We start from the raw sequence: 16,448 nt of genomic DNA, 5'->3' as shown, positions 1-16,448 counted from the left end.
AGTATAAATAATATGAGCCTACACGTATATCCCGACTTGCGCGTTATCCCAATAATAATTCGGAGATTGCTCAAAATGTAGGAAATGGACTTTGAGACTAGCAACGAGGACATGGGTTCGATGCCACCTATGTCACCAAATGCAAAGAACACGCCATATTCAGCGTGTTCTTTGCGACGAGGAGGGGATCATGAAGGCTCCTTCTCTGTTCTTGATCGCCATCTACTGCTTCTGGTTGTGCAGGTGCGTCATCAGATCGTCGAGCGTATTGGTCCAGCCGTCGTACACGAACTGATCGCCGGGGTGACCGGCGAATCCGCGCAGGTGGAAGATCATCTCGGTGCGGTCGCCATGTGCGGTGAGGGTTAGGGTCACGACAGGGGAGTTCTCGATGGGAGCATCGGGGTAACCCCAGGTGAAGACGAGCCGTTCGAAAGGTACGACGTCGAGGAACGTACCTCCGGTGGGATACTACTCGCCGGTCTCGATGTTAACCATTGTGTAACGGTAGCGTCCGCCTTCGCGAACGTCGAAGGAGATGGTCTCCAGGGGCGTCGAAGGCAACCAGGCGGCGAGTTCTTTCTCCTCGGTCCAGGCGCGCCACACGAGCTCGCGGCGGGCATTTAGGGTGCGGGTAATGGTGAACTCCGGTACGGATGCAGGCATGTTCATTGTTCCTCCTTTATGGTCATGGTATTGATGTGTTCTTCCAGAGCGTCGAAGCGCTGGTTCCACTCGCGGCGGTGCTTCTCGACCCAGGCCGACACCTCATCGAGAGGCTCGGTGCGCATCGTCAGGGTTCGCCACTGTGCGTTCGATCAGCCCTGCTCGCTCCAGCACTTTGAGGTGCTGGGAGATCGCAGGTGCGCTTATCTCGAAGGGCTCGGCGACCTCCCTGACTGTCGCTAAAACTTCTATTTACTCTATTACCCATAGGTTCAATAGGAGATAAAGTCGAGTAATCCCCTTTTATTGTAATCAATTCTTGTGAGCTATTCGTAGTAATTAATCAATATTTTGAATACGATAACGAGGGAAGATTGTGAGCATGGACACATCGTTATTTCTATGAGTTCCAGCAACGGCTTTTGCACGATTGGAGTAATAGATGATGGCAAAGGATTCAACGTTGAAGAATGTTCACAAAAAAGTTTAGGTTTATCTATTGTAAATAGCTAGTTTAGAGGATAAACTAAAAGGGAGCATGCAATTTGAATCTACAGCGTGTGGAACAACAGTTTCATTCACGCTTAAAATGTAATAGAGGACTACAAAGGCGTAGTCTTACTAAAGCAAAGAGGCTTAAGGTTATAGCATTCCTACTTGATAGGAAACGGTATAACTTTAGGCCTCTTTGTGTTTATTCTCTGGTATGGGGGATGAGGAAATGGCAGAAGAATTGTTAAGTGTAGGAATAGATATGGGAACATCAACAACACAACTTGTCCTATCCAAACTTTATATCCAGAATATGGCGTATTCGTTTTCCGTTCCGCGTATTGTGATTACGGAGAAAGAAGTCATATAGCGTAGTGAAATTTGTTTCACACCTCTTTTAGCCGAGAAAGAATCGATGTTCAAAAGTGTATCACAGCTGTAATGGTTGCTATGCTCATTGCAAGGAAAATGTCCAAAAAACTGCACCTAAGAAGTAGAGGAGGGTACCCATGAGTATCGATAAAAAGATGATTGAAGAGATGGTTCGTAAAATCATCATGGAACAAGTAGGGGCTGATGCTATTGAACAGAACGTTCATAGAGGTCCTGGAGGGATTACTTCTGTTAAAGTGCCAAATATGAAAGTAACAGAAGAGGATCGTCTCGATACAGGCAACCCTAATGATATCGTTTATTGTAAAGATCTTTTTTCGCTAAAGGAAAGTCCAAGACTTGGCTGCGGTATCATGGAGATGAAAGAAACAACCTTTGACTGGACACTTAACTATGATGAAATTGATTATGTGATTGAGGGACATCTGGATGTTATCATTGATGGTACAAAGGTGTCAGCTGGTCCAGGAGAAGTGATCCTGATTCCAAAAGGAAGTAAGATTCAATTTTCTGTGCCAGAATATGCACGATTTATCTATGTAACATATCCGGCTAACTGGGCAGAACAAGCGTAACATTCTAATTTCTACTCTCCGGAGGAAAAACGGGTTATATCGGAGGATACGTATGAAGGGGAACTGACGAACCCGCTGAGTTTGAATCGGTATACGTATGTGCAGAATAATCCGCTGAAATATATTGACCCAAGTGGACATGCAGAATGTGGAGGGGCTACGAACTGCAATCCGAAACCCAAACCGCAATCTAGCATTTGCCTGTTCCGGATCAAACAGTAGACGTCATCATCTCTAACTGTGTTATCAATCTTTCTCCAGATATACAGCAAGTGTTTCATGAAGCAATCCGCGTTCTGCGCCCCGGTGGTCGTCTGGCTGTTTCCGATGTCGTGATGACGGCAGAGCTTCCGGCGGAAATCAAAAACGACTTGGATGTTTTATATTCGGGGTGCATATCCGAGGCCTCGTCTGTTGACGACTGAAAACGACGCTAACGCAAAGCGGATTTCAAGATGTGGTGGTCGAGTCGAAAGAGGAATCCAGGGCGTGTATTAAAGATTGGGTTCCTGGGTCGAAGGTGGAGGATTATATCGTTTCAGCATGATAATTAATGAATAAGAGACACCCGAATTATTTGGGTGTCTCTTATTCTTTTCAACTTAACCTATGGGTAAATACGCATTAAAGTTGCACGTTGAGCCTCATTCATCTTCAGAATGGAACGTGCTTCTCTAGCTTTAGATAAAGCTTCATCAATGTCGGATGCCAATTTTAATTCCATTAGCGTTCCAACGGCAACAGCTCCCGTACGTCCTCGACCAGCTCCGCAGTGGAAAGCGACCTTTTTGCCTGCTTGGTGATGGGTAACAACAGCCTGAATTGCTTCTTTCATTTGCGATTCTTCTGTATCCTCCGCATGATCCTCTAATGGGGCATGAATTCTTGTTATGTTGAGTGGTGTAAGCTCGGCAGGGTCTACCTCTGCTCGTAGATCAACAACCACATCAATGCCTTGCTCTTGGATCAGTTGATTTACATCTTTTGCTCCACACATATAGAGATTTGGTATCAACGCGTGGTAAGGTTTTTCGTTCATTTCAGGCTCCTTTAATGTTGAGTGAGTATTTCTAGCTGTCTCCATCCTGTTGGTTCGTTTGCTTTCCAAGGGACGAGAGCGGTGTCTTTGGATAACACCGTGACTTTTTGAATCCATTTATTTTCTGCAAGAGCACGGTTTTGTAAGACAGGTTCTGTAGTCTTTATATCTTGCCAGCTTTGATTGACAACCCACCAATCGGGCTCGATCTCTGCACGTTGTAGATCCTTCTGAAGGCGTTCTGCTTCCATTGAGTAATTATATAATTATGTACTTATATTTTCAACGGTTTTCATCACGATAAATAATCAGTTGATTATATAAGCATCTGATTATATAATAAGCATGAAATCAAGGAGGTGTACCGACACATGATGATCTCAATAGAGGAAATGGCGGAACAGTTTAAGTTGTTAGGTGATAAAACTCGACTTAAAATTGTTTCACTTTTATCTCAACAACAAATGTGCGTTTGTCATTTAGTTGAGCTACTGCAATCGACTCAACCGAATATTAGCCAGCATCTTCGTAAATTAAAGGACGCCGGTTTAGTGGTAGAAGAACGAAGAGGACAGTGGATTTATTACTCTCTTTCAATTGAAGATAAACCTCATTTAAAAGATGCAATTGAATATTTGCCGAAGGTAGGGGAAGAAGAGCAGGGAAAAATCAACGCGATGATGTGTGAATAAGGAGTGTGGGTGTCATGAGTCAAAGTAACACCAAGAGACTCTCTTTTCTGGATCGCTATCTCACCTTTTGGATCTTTGGGGCAATGGCCATTGGATTAGGGTTAGGGTATATGGTGCCTAATTTCTCCGAAGTACTTTCTAGCATGCAAATTGGAACGACTTCGGTACCGCTTGCTATAGGTCTGATTGTGATGATGTATCCGCCGCTTGCAAAAGTGAAGTATGAAAAGCTTGGACGGGTGTTTAAGGATTGGAAGGTACTCCTTCTGTCCTTAGTGCAGAACTGGATTATCGGTCCGATTCTGATGTTCTTGTTAGCTATTTTGTTTCTAAGTGATATGCCTGAATATATGATCGGACTAATCATGATTGGGCTTGCAAGATGTATTGCGATGGTCTTGGTGTGGAGCGATCTAGCTAAGGGAGATCCGGAATACACAGCAGGTCTTGTTGCATTTAACTCGATCTTTCAGATCCTGTTTTATTCCGTTTTTACGTATGTGTTTATTACGGTGCTACCAGGCTGGTTTGGTGTTGAAGGCGCTGTTGTTGATGTCTCTATGGGACAGATTGCAGAGAGCGTGCTGATCTATTTAGGAATTCCGTTTGCAGCAGGGTTACTGACACGCGTGATTGGGATCAGGCTGAAGGGTCAACAGTGGTACGAGCAAGTGTTGATTCCGAAGATTAGTCCACTTGCCCTTATTGCACTATTATTTACGATCGTTTTGATGTTCACACTTAAAGCAGAATTGATTGTCGAGTTACCGCTTGATGTAGTGCGTATTGCGATTCCGATGATCATCTACTTTGTCGTGATGTTCCTGGTATCATTCTTCTTATCGAAAAAGTCGGGAACCTCCTATCCAGTGGCTTCATCCTTATCTTTCACGGCAGCAAGCAATAACTTTGAACTAGCGATAGCCGTAGCGATTGGTGTGTTCGGTCTGGATTCAGGAGTTGCATTCGCCGCGGTAATTGGACCACTCGTTGAAGTACCCGTATTGATTGGGCTTGTAAATGTATCGCTTTGGATCAAGCGGAAGTATTTCGAGTCTGCACTAAATAAGTAAGAGCTAGAATCGAGTATTTTCTAGCAGAAGGAAAATAATCAACGCTTTGAACCGACCCTTGTGGTCGGTTTTTACTTAGGGCATGAAGGAGTACAGCATGAAAGGCACAACTGATTTAACCAAAGGTAAGATTATGCCGACTTTGATGAAACTATCGCTTCCGATCGTAGCAACCAACTTCATCTCCACGACTTATGGACTTGTCGATATGATGTGGGTTGGCCGGCTCGGAAGTGGTCCTGTTGCAGCAATTGGGACGGCGAGCTTCTTTATTAATCTAGCGATCGCTTTGGCCACGATGATTACGATCGGAACGGGGATAAAGGTGTCCCATTGTATGGGAGCAGGCGAGGGTGATAAAGCTAAGACCTATATCAAAAATGGATTCATCATGTCTGTCTTGCTAGGTCTTCTTTATATGGCATTCGTCTTTTTGACAAAGGATCAGCTTATCGGGTTCTTTGATTTAGGTAGTGGTGAAGTTGAGTTGATGGCGAAGCAGTTCTTATTGATCTCCATCTTGGGTACTGTCTTTTCCGTCGTAAATATATTATTCGCGACCATATTGAATGCGATGGGAAACAGCAAGCAGCCGTTTCATATCTTCACGGTTGGTCTTATTCTTAATATCATTCTCGATCCTTTTCTGATTTTTGGCGTAGGACCATTTGAAGGGTTGGGCGTTGTAGGGGCAGCTATTGCGACTTTGATGGCAAACCTTCTTGTGACGGTATTATTTATCATTCAAACAAGACATTCCGAGTTGATTACCAAGTCATCCGCATGGAATAGCAGCCTTATGAAAGAAGTCATCCGCATGGGACTACCGATCACCATTCAACGGGTGACCTTCACGTTGATTTCGATCATCATAGCGAAGATCATTGTGCGCTTTGGCTCGGATGCAATTGCGGTTCAAAAAGTCGGTATTCAGATTGAATCAATCTCCTACATGACCATAGGTGGGCTACAAGGCGCTATCGCTGCTTTCTTTGGACAAAATTACGGAGCTCGTCGATTAAATCGTATCCAGGAGGGATACCGTCAAGCTTTGCTACTGACGTCGGGATTCGGTATCTTTATATCGCTTATCTTTATTCTCTTCCCCGAGCAGATCTTCTCTGTATTTTTATCTGATGAGGTGAGTTTAGCGTTAGGGACGGATTATATGCGAATCATTGGTTATTCCCAACTGTTTATGTGCATGGAGCTCATGACGGTAGGTGCCTTTAACGGAATCGGGAAAACCCATATCCCACCGATTTTCAGTATTACCTTTACAGCATTACGAATACCACTAGCTCTGATTCTATCCGAACCATTCGGCTTGAATGGGGTGTGGATGTCTATTGCATTAAGCAGTGTGTTCAAGGGAATCGTTTTGGTCTTCTGGTTTAGGAGAACGCTACGTCAAATGAAAGTTCCACAAACCGTGGTTTAACATAAGTAAGAAGGAAGGTCCAGCATGTGAACTTGTTAAATCGTGAAATCATACAACACATAATCGACAATTCGTTAAATAAGGATTTGTTTCGAGGTCAATTTGGCTTAGAGAAAGAGAATGTTAGGGTAGATCATGAGGGTAAATTGGCGCTGACCCCACATCCTAAGGCGTTTGGGAGTAAGACGGAGAATCCCTATATCCAAACCGACTTTTCGGAGAGTCAGATCGAGATGATTACTCCATCCTTCGACTCGATTGAAGAGACATATCGGTTCATGGAAGCCCTTCAGGATATTGTGTCATTAGAGCTTGATGGGGAGTACTTGTGGCCAAGCAGTAATCCGCCAATCTTACCTGATGAAAAAGAGATTCCTATTGCTAAAATGAATGATCCTGTTGCGAATGAGTACCGACATGGATTAGCAGATAAGTATGGTCGCAAAAGACAACTGCTAAGTGGAATCCATTATAATTTCTCGTTTGATGAACGGTTCTTACGAAAGTTGCATGAAACGCTAGGGCAAGGTGAAGCCTACAAGGACTTCAAGGATGCAATTTACTTTAAGATCGCACGCAACCTGCTTCGGTACCGTTGGTTGCTCATCTATTTAACAGGGGCAAGTCCAGTCTTTGATAAGACCTATATTGACAAGTGTGTGTCATTAGGCCATTCAGATGATAACAAGAGCTACTACTTCCCGAATATGAATTCACTGCGGAATAGTGTATGTGGCTATCGGAATGAAAAACCGTTCTATGTATCCTTTGATTCAACACATGATTACGTACAGCATTTGAACTCGTTAATTCAGCAGGGCGAATTGCTAAATGCAAAGGAATTCTACAGCCCCGTTCGCTTGAAAACAGCCAAAGGGTTGAATCCCTTGCAAGAACTTGTGGAAGACGGTGTAGCTTACTTAGAGCTGCGCTTGATTGATCTCAATCCACTGCATAAGATTGGGATCAGTAAAGATACGATGTATTTTATCCATCTATTCATTCTCTTTATGCTGCTCAAAGAAGATGAGCCTTTCGGTACGGAAGACGAGAAGATGGCGGACTTCAATCATGATCAGGTGATCACGGGAGGCATGGAAGGGATCCTACATGATTCTAAGAGCTCCCTTGGTACGATGAAGGAGATGGCACTTGCTTGTATCCGTGAGATGAAAGAAATGGTGCAACTCTTGGATCCTCACGGGAAAGAGTTGATCCAAATCCTTGATGGGGGGATGCAAAAAATCCTTTATCCCGAGTTGTGCTTTGCCTACAGGATTAAGTCGGATATTCAGAAATCCACTTACATGAAATATCATCTGGCTAAAGCCAAAGCGTATGCCGAAGAGAGCGTAAAAAGTGGGTATCGCTTTGTCGGATATGAGGACCTTGAATTATCGACTCAATTGCTTCTTAAAGCAGCAGTGAAACGAGGTATTAAGTTCAAACTGATTGACCGAGATGAGAACTTTGTGATGCTTACCAAAGGAGATCATAAGGAATATGTAAAGCAGGCGACGAAGACTTCGCTTGATTCCTACAGTACGGTGTTGATCATGGAGAATAAAATTGTGACGAAAGAAGTTCTTAAAGAGCGTGGTATACGAGTACCGAATGGGGATGCCTTCCGTAGTCAGGAAGAGGCATTGGCTGCCTATGAGACGTACCATGACAAAGCTATCGTCATTAAACCGAAGTCCACCAACTTTGGGTTAGGTATCACCATCTTTAATCGTGAATTCCCGAAAGAGGACTATCAAAAAGCATTTGAGATGGCGTTTAGGCACGATCAGACTGTTCTTCTTGAAGAATTCATGACAGGTAAAGAATATCGATTCCTGGTTATGGGCGATGAGGTTGTAGGGGTACTGCATCGCGTACCAGCGAATGTCGTGGGGGATGGAATTCACACGATTGAGCAGCTCGTCCATGAAAAGAATAAAGATCCGCTTCGGGGTCGCGGTTATAAGACGCCTTTAGAGAAAATCCAGCTAGGTGAAGCAGAAACCATGTTTTTAAAGAATAATAACCACCAATGGAGTGAGATCCCTTCCTTAGATCAAATCGTCTATTTACGGGAAAACTCCAACATCAGTACAGGTGGAGACAGTCTTGACTTTACCGATGAGATTCCTGAGAGCTATAAGAAATTAGCCATTGAATCAGCAAAAGCTGCAGGTGCAACTTTCTGTGGGGTGGATATGATGATTGATGATATTACATCTGAGGCATCCGATTCCAATTACAGTATTATTGAGATCAACTTTAACCCAGCCATTCATATCCACTGCTATCCATACAAAGGGAAGAACCGTAAAGCGGATGAGAAAATTCTCGACTTGCTGTTTGGGGAAGTGGAAGATTAATTACGAATAGCCGATCTGCTTATAGCTGGATCGGTTATTTCTTATTATAGCAGAAATAAAAAGAAAAGTTCCTGAGTTTATTTGTTGTAAAATGCAAATTTGTATTAGGATCGGCATCCATTTTCGACCTTAGAGCTTGAATTGGCGTCTAAGTGTTTTCATATACTTGCTATTAGAACTTGATAGGTGGTACCGGCCGAGCTGATACCACACGTACTAATCCGACATTCTAAACAATGCTAATGCTAAGGATGTGGTCATCGAGCCTAAAGGGGGAATCCATGGCCTTTACTAAAAATTGGGTTCCTCGATTGAAGGTGGAGGATTAAATCATTTCAGCTGTAATAAAAGGAATCTAACCGTACTGAAAGTATAGAAGACGTCCCATGATTTCGAATATACTGTAAGCAAAATCCGAAAGCATCGGTCAAGCAGCCCTGACATATTGTCCAGGGCTGCTTTGTTTTTTTATTGTTCGTTATTTGCTGGTTTCTCGGCCAAACAACTCCTTCTTCTTTGAGTGGTCGATCAGAAGCATTTCAACATCTGAAGTTTACTAAAAACATAGGTAATTGGTTTGGAGTGAAAATACTTAATAGAACCACCACCACCGACCTACTTAGACAGATTTCGACATGATCCTTTTGGTATCATTATTTCATAATTACATGATAAGAGGTGTTATTATGGATGGAATTATTGAAATAAAAACATTTAAAGAAATAGACTTAAATGATCAATTCTTTAATAGTTTAAAGGAAGACTACCCTGGATTTGTTGATTGGTTTCATAAGAAAAAAGATGATAAGGCTCAAGTTTTATATAATGAATCGGGATTATTGGAAGCCTTTCTTTATATGAAAAAGGAAATAGGGCCGGTTACGGATGTTCACCCAGCACTAAAAGAAGGAACGTGGTTAAAAGTAGGAACAATGAAGGTAAATCCTCACGGAACACGTCTCGGTGAAAGATTTATTAAAAAAATATTGGACTTTGCAGTTGTAGGTGGAATAGAGAATATCTATGTTACAGTATTCCCAAAACACCAATCACTTGTCAGTCTCTTTTTTAAGTACGGTTTTATTAATAATTCAGTTAAGCAATCAACTGCAGGCCAAGAATTAGTATTGACTAAGACGCTTGAGAGCACTGTAGGTCATATTCTACAAGATTATCCTTTAGTCTGCTCAAAAGGGAAGCGAAAGCACTTATTAGCAGTAAAGCCCGTATATCATACGAAGTTGTTTCCGGATTCTATTCTTCGTAATGAGAGCTTTGATATAATTAAAGATGTATCTCATACTAACAGTATTCATAAGGTTTATATTGCTTCAATGCCTGGACTTGCAACTGTAAAACCAGGTGACTTGATTGTAATATATAGAACAAAAACAGAAAACACAAAAGCATGGTATACCTCGGTAGCAACTTCTATCTGCGTTGTAGAGGAGATGAAGCATCGAAGAGATTTTGCAAATATACAGGAGTTTCTTAAGTATTGTAAAGATTACTCTGTATTTTCAACTCAGGATTTACAGTATTATTGGAATAAACCTGGTAACGTATACATTTTAAAAATGACTTATAATATAGCGTTAAGAAGAAGATTAAATCAACAGAGATTGGTGGAGGAAGTAGGCCTATCTAAAGATAACTATTGGGGATACTTCACTCTTAATGATCAAGAATTTGAACAGATTTTAATAAAAGGTGATGTATATGAAAGTCTTGTTATCGATTAAACCCGAATTCGTTGAAAAAATATTTAGCGGTGAAAAGAAATATGAGTATCGAAAATCAATTTTCAAGAAAGAGAATATTGATACAGTTGTAGTGTACTCTACGATGCCTGAAGGGAAAATAGTAGGTGAATTCAAAATAGAAGCCATAATCGCTAACCGTCCCGATATATTATGGGAAAAGACGAAAGATGCTTCAGGCATAAGCAATCTATATTTTGAAAAGTACTTTGAAAACAGAGTAGAAGGTTACGCAATTAAAATTTCAGATCCTGTGCTTTACGATAAACCAATTGATCCCAAATCAGAATACAAGTCTTTTCATGCACCTCAATCTTTTTGTTATATCAATTGAAAAGTAGAGTGATTTATAGATGAAGAACATCATATTCATTTCTGGTGTACATGGGGTAGGGAAAACACAATTTTGTCGTGAACTGACTAATGATTATCAACTAATTCACCATACTGCAAGTCAACTAATCGCATCTAAAAAACAAAAACACTTTGATAATAGTAAGAGAGTAAGTCACATCACTGAAAATCAAGACTATTTAATCGAAGCCATTAATGAACTTGAACTGCTTGATACCACTTTATTATTAGATGGCCATTTTTGTGTAATAAATGAGTTTAGTAATATAGTGAGACTGCCCATTCAAACGTTCTCAGATCTCTTACCAAGAGGCATCATTTTATTGACTGACGACGAAGCACATATCCACTCCAGACTAGTTAAGAGAGACTCGATTGCATTTATTGATATTGATATGATAAGGAAACTACAGCAAGAAGAATTAATTTTCGCGCAAGAAATTTCGAATATGCTACATATTCCTTTATGTATTTATCGAGTATCAGACAACAATCGAGCTATTCTTGATGACTTCGTTGAAAAATTTACAGTAGAACAAAAATGACGGTAATTCATGCGGGAATTTTTTGTTGTAAGGGGAGGAATGGCACTTAGTTTCCCCTTTACAACATCATTTATCTAACGAATATCTACAAACCTAGGTATCAACTAATATTTACGTAAAATACAAATTTGACGAAATTTATTATAAGATAACCGGTTGTGGAGGTAACATGACATGGATAAGCAAACAAAGTTCCATTATATGAAACGGATTGATGAGAAGCTTTCTGACTTACCTTGGTATGTTACAGAATACATAGATAGCCGTAAGAGGAAACTGTCACACACCACTCTCCTTAACTATACCCATGATTTTATTATCTTTTTTGATTGGATGGTAATGGACTGTTTTGTAGCTGACCACCGAAAAAATGTATCACTTGACGCTTTAGAAAAATTAACAGTCCGGGACATTGAAAACTTTCTCACTTATCTTGAATATCAAACAGGAAACAGCAGAATCACCATTAATCGAAAAATTTCAGCCCTCAAATCGCTGTTTGATTACTTACAAAATAAAGCTGAAACCACCGATTTAAAGCCATATCTACTGCGCAATGTCATGGCTAAGGTAGAACTAAATTCAATTAAAGAAAGCCAAGAAACAGTTGCAAACAGAATAGGCGGAACCCTATTAAGAGATGATGACTTTGATTCCTTTCGTGAATTTGTATCGCATGGTTATGGTCAAAAATATAAAGATAATAAAAGGATGCACAGATTCCATCAACACAATCGGGAACGTGATACTGCGATTATTTCACTAATATTAGGATCAGGACTCCGTTTATCAGAAGTCGCAGGTTGTAATCTAGAGGATCTAGATTTAAAAAACAACTTGATACGAGTCACTAGAAAAGGGAATAAAGAACAATTTGTTTATTTTAGCGATCAGGCATTTATTGATATAATGGAGTATATAAAAATTAGAGAAGCAAGGTACAAACCAGGGAAATCTGAAACATTTTTATTTTTACCTGCTGATGTAGGACGGAAGGGAAAAAGCCGCAGATTTACTCAAAGATCAATAGAAAAAATCGTTGAGAAATATGCTAAATCATATGGAAAACCAACTTTATCAGTGCATACGTTAAGACATTCTTTTGCAACTCGATATCATAAAGAGAACAATGATGTTCCCAAACTAAGAAATCAATTGGGCCATTCTTCAATTCAAACAACAATGATTTATACTCATCTGACAAACGATGAAATGAAAGAAGCAATAAACAGAATGGACAATTAATTAATAATGACACAAAAGTACCATTTTGCTTGGAGGAAGTTGCCTTCATTGGAGCAACAGTGACACAAAAGCACCCTTTTACTTGGAAGAAGTAGCTTTCATTGGAGCAACAGTGACACAAAAGCACCCTTTTACTTGGAAGAAGTAGCTTTCATTGGAGCAACAGTGACACAAAAGCACCCTTTTACTTGGAAGAAGTAGCTTTCATTGGAGTATAGTGACACAAAAGTACCATTTTGCTTGGAGGAGAGTCCTTATCATTGATGAGATTAAAAGATCTCTCACAAAATGACACAAAAGTACCCTCATTAATGTAATGTGGGCTTAATAAAAAGGGTAACTTTGTGTCACTAAACTTAAAGAGGGCACTTTTGTGTCATTATTAGGGGTAGTTTTGTGTCAATTAACACTTATAGAAAGATAGGCGGGACAAGGGTTTGAATATACTTTTATACATATGTACAAAATACGGGTTTTGTGAAACAGTATAGTCGGAAACAAGCCGAATTGATTAGATCCACGCTTACATCTATGCATTGTGATACAATCTATATTTCTTCCTTGCTCTTTGATAAATTGTTTTATAGAAAAAGTAAATAACCGGTATCTTCCCCTGTAGAAGTTTATTTTCGTATAGCGCTTTCTTTTTTTTGAGCTTCCGTTTTCAATGTACTGCTTACAGGCTTACTTGGCGTTGCCTCTACAGCAAAATTCATGGAACCAACCATTTTTCAGAACATACCAAAACACATATCTTTCAACGGTAGGCGGCGTTTCGTAACTGAAGCCTTTCAGCTTGGCAAATTCTGCATCCGCCGTGTACTGATTTAAGATCAGCGTGTCTTCCCCGTTCGTATACTCAAGACGGATGTCTCCCACCTCTTTCCAATCAAACTTTTTCGTGTAAACGGCTTTTCCACTCTTTTTACCTTCGACCTTCATTTATGATGCACTAAAAGTTTACTTTCGAGAATAAAAAAAAGAACCCAAAATAATTTGAGTTCTTTTTTTTAAGTTGTTAATTTTTATATTTTTGTTTGTAAAATTTATATAATCCGTCAATGTTAGAACTAGATAATAACTCTATAGCATTTTGAATATCTTGTTCTTTCCAATCCCACCATTTTAATTCTAATAAAATTTGAATATCCGTATCAGTGAATCGTTTTTTTATAACTTTAGCAGGATTTCCACCTATCATTGTATATGGTTCGACATCTTTTGTAACGACTGCTCTTGATGCAATAATTGCACCGTCACCTATTTTGATTCCAGGCATAATCATCGCTTCAGAGCCAATCCATACATCATTACCTACAATTGTATTACCCTTCGATTTATAGGATTCAATAATCTTCTCTTTAAACGGATACACTGTAATCCATTCAGAGTTATGATTATGATTCCCTCCCATCATGAATATCACGCCACTTGCAAAACAACAATATTTACCAATTATTATTTTGTCAACAGTCCAACCATAATCTTCAAATGGATTGTACATGTGTTGAGATTCTTGATCTCCCCAAATATATCGAACACAGATGTCTTCAAATTCTCCCCCTGCGTAGTAACCAGAATAATAAGAACACTCTCCAACTTCGATAAGTGGGTTGTTGATTCGGTCTTTTAGAAAATGAATCTCTGTCCAATGTTTAAATGGATTGTTTTTCATGAGTGATATACCTCATTCCTAAATAAATTTTTATTGACAATAAAAATATTTAGGAACTATGTCAAACGGCAATGTTTTTTATTTTCTTTAATCTCTTATTCATTTCACTAATCCTCCTACCTATAAATCTTACTTAACATTATTGTTTTTTACAAGACGGATTGTAATATGATGTTCGACAGTGTCACCCGACACCTTAAATTGTCTCAAACCACTCATTCGCTCTGAAGCCCCCTCTATGGCCGCACAAAAAAATACTGTCCTATACGGTCAGTAATGACATTATAGGACAGCCTCGTAGACTAGCTCGTATTTACTTTTTCAATGAAATGACAAACTTGGAACCGACATCGCCTGCAAATACGATCCTACCGTTCTCCGGTAATAAGGCCTGATTCTTACCGCTGACCACGGTGTGGTTCATACAAATACCTGCTTGAGCATATACAGCAAAGGAGCCATTCGAAGGCATCTTAACCGTTATGACCTTTCCTTTGGCAGTCGCAGGCACTGAATACCATATGGCATGGCCCTCCGCTTGGATCGTTGTCGAAGATTGTGTACCCGAATAGAGCGGTTTTACAAGTTCCTCAACAGCGTACAAGCCGCCTGCTAGCGTAAAATACTTTACTCCATTCTTTTTAAAGAAGTAGATTTCCATAGAATCTCGACCAGCGATAGTAGGGATTTGCAGTTTGTTGGCTACTTTGTTTGCATCAATGATCTTATTATTTACCAAATAACCAGTCAACAACGAATTTGTACTTTTCCGTGCCATCCTCGTTTACAAATGAACCATCTGCCGTATACGTATATTTTGGACAGGATTGTTCGGAGCGTTAATCACGGATATAGACAATTCACCCACAGTATTAATTTCTATCTTCATTAACTTACCTGAACCACCACCATAAATACCTGCATGTTGGGATAATTCCTGCGGCATATCCGCCTTTATTGGCACGCCATGCGACTTCTCCGGCTTCCGTTCTTTAATAACACCTTTCTCTTGCAGTGCGCTAAGCAGCAGTTCATTTGCTATCAATTGATCTGTTGCGCTAGAGCCACCTGATGAGAGAACAGCCGCTGCCATGTTGTATTCCGGAAGCACGACTAACGATGAATGATAGGCCATCGTATCTCCACCTTTAGTAAGTGCCTTGATGCCATATTGGTTGTATGGAAACAAGTTCACACTATCCCAACCTAACCCGTATGACAAAGACGTATCGGCATCCGGTGACCACATACCCTTTTTATACTCTGCTTGTTCCATGGCCGTTACCGACTGACTAGAAAGAATACCATCGACTTCTCCCGTGAAAATCTGAGAGGATTTAACGATATCTTCAGCTGTGGAGTAAATACCGCCAGTTGCAATGATAGTAGTAACCATTATACTATAAACAAAATTGAGTTACCCCTATTCTTCCTATAATCAAGGATATAAATACTATTAACTGTAAGTTATGCAACCAGTTTAAGTTCAATCAATTTGTGAACATAAACTGGTTGCACAACAAAGAAAGCCTTGAAAACAAGACTTTTAATGCACCTATTATTAGTTCACTGGACAATATAGTGGTTGAAAATTTAAATAATCGTATCACCACAATTACAGTACCTAAGATAATCACAAATTTAATCAAAGTAGACAAGGCTTATAGAATAAGGATTCTAATGTAACGTAGTGGTTACCACTCTGATTTTCATTTAATTATTCCAGCACCATCATTTTGTCCCAGATTTTATACTTGTCATAGTTGCAACGCCCAAACTGATGCGTAGATGTTACCGGCAGCAACATAAATGCAAAAGACGGATTGCCAAGCCAAGTGCGACAGTTCACTCACGAATGATTCGTACGCCGTTTTCCACCCAAGACATTTTCTTGGTCGATTATTAATCAATTCTATTGCATGTAAAAGTTCTTCCTCTGTGACCCTAGCAAAGTCATATCCCTTGGGAAAGAACTCTCTGAGGAGCCCATTGGCATTCTCATTGTTTCCTCTTTGCCATGACGAATAGGGATCAGCGAAATAGACCTTAATCTTGTGCGAGGACTCAAGGTTTCGATGACAAGCAAACTCTTTGCCTCGATCCACGGTCGCCGTCTGAAACGTGGGTGTAGG

The 16,448-nt window shown here is 40.2% G+C and carries 15 protein-coding genes and 6 pseudogenes; 12 read left to right on the top strand and 9 right to left on the bottom strand.

Features of this window, described 5'->3' with window-relative positions; genetic code table 11:
• Positions 1-222 precede the first annotated feature (222 nt).
• The 3 genes and pseudogenes from M3650_RS18905 to M3650_RS32670 all read right to left on the bottom strand — a co-directional run bounded on the left by M3650_RS18905 (position 223) and on the right by M3650_RS32670 (position 918).
• A pseudogene (locus tag M3650_RS18905) lies at positions 223-666 on the bottom strand (SRPBCC family protein).
• A 2-nt stretch (positions 667-668) separates the two neighbouring features.
• On the bottom strand, positions 669-791 hold the full coding sequence (locus M3650_RS32010) for a hypothetical protein (protein WP_019419521.1): 123 nt from the start codon (positions 789-791) through the stop codon (positions 669-671).
• A complete protein-coding gene (locus M3650_RS32670) occupies positions 769-918 on the bottom strand; it encodes an ArsR family transcriptional regulator (protein ID WP_202803268.1) in 150 nt (49 codons plus the stop codon). The genes M3650_RS32010 and M3650_RS32670 overlap by 23 nt, the downstream gene beginning before the upstream one ends.
• Before the next feature lie 469 nt (positions 919-1,387).
• Here M3650_RS32670 and M3650_RS18900 point away from each other — a divergent pair.
• From M3650_RS18900 to M3650_RS32005, 4 genes and pseudogenes are all read left to right on the top strand, one after another.
• Positions 1,388-1,525 (top strand): annotated as a pseudogene (locus tag M3650_RS18900) (ethanolamine ammonia-lyase reactivating factor EutA); the annotation flags it as partial.
• A gap of 142 nt (positions 1,526-1,667) precedes the next feature.
• On the top strand, positions 1,668-2,126 hold the full coding sequence (locus tag M3650_RS18895) for a cupin domain-containing protein (RefSeq protein WP_019419520.1): 459 nt from the start codon (positions 1,668-1,670) through the stop codon (positions 2,124-2,126).
• 18 nt (positions 2,127-2,144) lie between these two features.
• Positions 2,145-2,267: pseudogene (locus tag M3650_RS32665) on the top strand (RHS repeat-associated core domain-containing protein); the annotation flags it as partial.
• A gap of 53 nt (positions 2,268-2,320) precedes the next feature.
• Positions 2,321-2,673 (top strand): annotated as a pseudogene (locus tag M3650_RS32005) (methyltransferase domain-containing protein); the annotation flags it as partial.
• A gap of 60 nt (positions 2,674-2,733) precedes the next feature.
• Here M3650_RS32005 and M3650_RS18885 read toward each other — a convergent pair.
• Positions 2,734-3,165, bottom strand: coding sequence for a protein-tyrosine phosphatase family protein (locus M3650_RS18885; RefSeq protein WP_251576929.1), 432 nt, complete (start codon positions 3,163-3,165; stop codon positions 2,734-2,736).
• 11 nt (positions 3,166-3,176) lie between these two features.
• Positions 3,177-3,416: a hypothetical protein gene (locus tag M3650_RS18880; protein ID WP_251576928.1), complete on the bottom strand. Its 240-nt coding sequence runs from the start codon at positions 3,414-3,416 to the stop codon at positions 3,177-3,179.
• A 120-nt stretch (positions 3,417-3,536) separates the two neighbouring features.
• On the opposite strand from M3650_RS18880, the gene M3650_RS18875 reads away from it, so the two are divergent.
• The 8 genes from M3650_RS18875 (at position 3,537) to xerS (ending at position 12,641) form a co-directional block, all read left to right on the top strand.
• Positions 3,537-3,857 carry an ArsR/SmtB family transcription factor gene (locus tag M3650_RS18875; protein ID WP_251576927.1) on the top strand — a complete coding sequence of 107 codons (321 nt, stop codon included), beginning with the start codon at positions 3,537-3,539 and terminating at the stop codon, positions 3,855-3,857.
• 14 nt (positions 3,858-3,871) lie between these two features.
• Entirely contained in the window at positions 3,872-4,930 is a 1,059-nt protein-coding gene (gene arsB, locus M3650_RS18870) for an ACR3 family arsenite efflux transporter (RefSeq protein ID WP_251576926.1), read from the top strand.
• A 97-nt stretch (positions 4,931-5,027) separates the two neighbouring features.
• Entirely contained in the window at positions 5,028-6,371 is a 1,344-nt protein-coding gene (locus M3650_RS18865) for an MATE family efflux transporter (protein ID WP_251576925.1), read from the top strand.
• A 26-nt stretch (positions 6,372-6,397) separates the two neighbouring features.
• On the top strand, positions 6,398-8,737 hold the full coding sequence (gshAB, locus tag M3650_RS18860) for a bifunctional glutamate--cysteine ligase GshA/glutathione synthetase GshB (RefSeq protein ID WP_251576924.1): 2,340 nt from the start codon (positions 6,398-6,400) through the stop codon (positions 8,735-8,737).
• A gap of 686 nt (positions 8,738-9,423) precedes the next feature.
• Positions 9,424-10,479 carry an N-acetyltransferase gene (locus tag M3650_RS18855; RefSeq protein ID WP_251576923.1) on the top strand — a complete coding sequence of 352 codons (1,056 nt, stop codon included), beginning with the start codon at positions 9,424-9,426 and terminating at the stop codon, positions 10,477-10,479.
• The gene (locus M3650_RS18850) at positions 10,457-10,831 is read left to right on the top strand and encodes an ASCH domain-containing protein (RefSeq protein WP_251576922.1); all 375 of its coding nucleotides are present in this window, start codon (positions 10,457-10,459) and stop codon (positions 10,829-10,831) included. Before M3650_RS18855 ends, M3650_RS18850 begins: the two co-directional genes overlap by 23 nt.
• Before the next feature lie 19 nt (positions 10,832-10,850).
• On the top strand, positions 10,851-11,396 hold the full coding sequence (locus tag M3650_RS18845; protein ID WP_251576921.1) for an AAA family ATPase: 546 nt from the start codon (positions 10,851-10,853) through the stop codon (positions 11,394-11,396).
• Positions 11,397-11,570: 174 nt separating this feature from the next.
• Positions 11,571-12,641, top strand: a complete 1,071-nt coding sequence (gene xerS / locus M3650_RS18840) for a tyrosine recombinase XerS (RefSeq protein ID WP_251576920.1) — start codon at positions 11,571-11,573, stop codon at positions 12,639-12,641.
• Positions 12,642-13,325: 684 nt separating this feature from the next.
• Here xerS and M3650_RS18835 read toward each other — a convergent pair.
• From M3650_RS18835 to M3650_RS18820, 4 genes and pseudogenes are all read right to left on the bottom strand, one after another.
• Positions 13,326-13,583 carry a hypothetical protein gene (locus M3650_RS18835; protein WP_251576919.1) on the bottom strand — a complete coding sequence of 86 codons (258 nt, stop codon included), beginning with the start codon at positions 13,581-13,583 and terminating at the stop codon, positions 13,326-13,328.
• Positions 13,584-13,659: 76 nt separating this feature from the next.
• Complete coding sequence (locus M3650_RS18830; RefSeq protein ID WP_251576918.1) at positions 13,660-14,316, bottom strand: CatB-related O-acetyltransferase; 657 nt, start codon at positions 14,314-14,316, stop codon at positions 13,660-13,662.
• A gap of 313 nt (positions 14,317-14,629) precedes the next feature.
• A pseudogene (locus M3650_RS18825) lies at positions 14,630-15,700 on the bottom strand (serine hydrolase); the annotation flags it as partial.
• A gap of 448 nt (positions 15,701-16,148) precedes the next feature.
• Positions 16,149-16,448 (bottom strand): annotated as a pseudogene (locus M3650_RS18820) (IS30 family transposase); the annotation flags it as partial.

The organism is Paenibacillus sp. MER TA 81-3 (assembly GCF_023713585.1).
GTDB classification, from domain to species: domain Bacteria; phylum Bacillota; class Bacilli; order Paenibacillales; family Paenibacillaceae; genus Paenibacillus_B; species Paenibacillus_B profundus.
The sequence above is the reverse complement of the archived record's forward strand: the minus strand, read 5'-3'. Positions and strand labels throughout refer to the sequence as shown.

Bases quoted from the DNA above. Each gene is read 5' to 3' on its own strand.
- M3650_RS18880 (WP_251576928.1), bottom strand. From the start codon at position 3,416: ATGGAAGCAGAACGCCTTCAGAAGGATCTACAACGTGCAGAGATCGAG.
- arsB (WP_251576926.1), top strand. From the start codon at position 3,872: ATGAGTCAAAGTAACACCAAGAGACTCTCTTTTCTGGATCGCTATCTC.
- M3650_RS18835 (WP_251576919.1), bottom strand. From the start codon at position 13,583: ATGAAGGTCGAAGGTAAAAAGAGTGGAAAAGCCGTTTACACGAAAAAG.
- M3650_RS18895 (WP_019419520.1), top strand. From the start codon at position 1,668: ATGAGTATCGATAAAAAGATGATTGAAGAGATGGTTCGTAAAATCATC.
- M3650_RS18885 (WP_251576929.1), bottom strand. From the start codon at position 3,165: ATGAACGAAAAACCTTACCACGCGTTGATACCAAATCTCTATATGTGT.
- xerS (WP_251576920.1), top strand. From the start codon at position 11,571: ATGGATAAGCAAACAAAGTTCCATTATATGAAACGGATTGATGAGAAG.
- M3650_RS18865 (WP_251576925.1), top strand. From the start codon at position 5,028: ATGAAAGGCACAACTGATTTAACCAAAGGTAAGATTATGCCGACTTTG.
- M3650_RS32010 (WP_019419521.1), bottom strand. From the start codon at position 791: ATGCGCACCGAGCCTCTCGATGAGGTGTCGGCCTGGGTCGAGAAGCAC.
- M3650_RS18875 (WP_251576927.1), top strand. From the start codon at position 3,537: ATGATGATCTCAATAGAGGAAATGGCGGAACAGTTTAAGTTGTTAGGT.
- M3650_RS18845 (WP_251576921.1), top strand. From the start codon at position 10,851: ATGAAGAACATCATATTCATTTCTGGTGTACATGGGGTAGGGAAAACA.
- M3650_RS18830 (WP_251576918.1), bottom strand. From the start codon at position 14,316: ATGAAAAACAATCCATTTAAACATTGGACAGAGATTCATTTTCTAAAA.
- M3650_RS18850 (WP_251576922.1), top strand. From the start codon at position 10,457: ATGAAAGTCTTGTTATCGATTAAACCCGAATTCGTTGAAAAAATATTT.
- M3650_RS18855 (WP_251576923.1), top strand. From the start codon at position 9,424: ATGGATGGAATTATTGAAATAAAAACATTTAAAGAAATAGACTTAAAT.